Annotated in this window: 1 protein-coding gene; it reads right to left on the reverse strand. The window is 37.6% G+C overall.

All coding sequences use genetic code 11. The annotated features are described in order from the left end of the window. Positions 1-154 precede the first annotated feature (154 nt). Entirely contained in the window at positions 155-463 is a 309-nt protein-coding gene (locus Q8W24_RS16840; protein ID WP_305476057.1) for an excalibur calcium-binding domain-containing protein, read from the reverse strand. Positions 464-593 lie beyond the last annotated feature (130 nt).

Raw genomic sequence — 593 nt, forward strand, 5'->3', positions numbered from 1 at the left:
CGAATATTGCTTGGTCTTTTTCTGGTTTTTATAGGCTGGCATTGGGCACCTTTTATTGTGTAAAAAGGTGTCCGTTAAAGCGGGACAAGATCAGAGTGAAACAGCCAACTGTTTTTTGTCCGTTTGAACGCCTTGTTAGAAGTTTGAAAGCACCCTACCTATTAAACTGTCTTTCGCACGGAATACCATCTCCATCACCGTCCATTTTAGTATTAGGACAGTAACGAATAAAATATTTTGCTTCTTCATATGAGGTCATTTGAGAACAATGCTGTCTGCCATCACATTTATATGTGACTTTAGGATTAGCTATTTCTTTAGCTTGAGCTAATGTTTTCATAGCATCACTATTTGAAAATTCAGATACAGATTTTTTATGAGTGCTTTCGACTAGAGAGCTGTCTTTAAAGTAGAACTGCCATGCCGCTCCACAAATAACTATGAGAATAAGTAAATTCTTCAATTGAACACCATCCTTGATAAAACTTCTAACAGTTTATTAGTGCGCATGCGCGATTTCTGGGCAAGCCGGTTTCTGGGAAATCACCGTAACTACTTGAATAATAGGAAGTAAAATCCATTTCCAGATCAGT

Origin of the sequence: Oceanobacter sp. 4_MG-2023, from assembly GCF_030689165.1 — a bacterium.
GTDB lineage: Bacteria > Pseudomonadota > Gammaproteobacteria > Pseudomonadales > Oceanobacteraceae > Oceanobacter.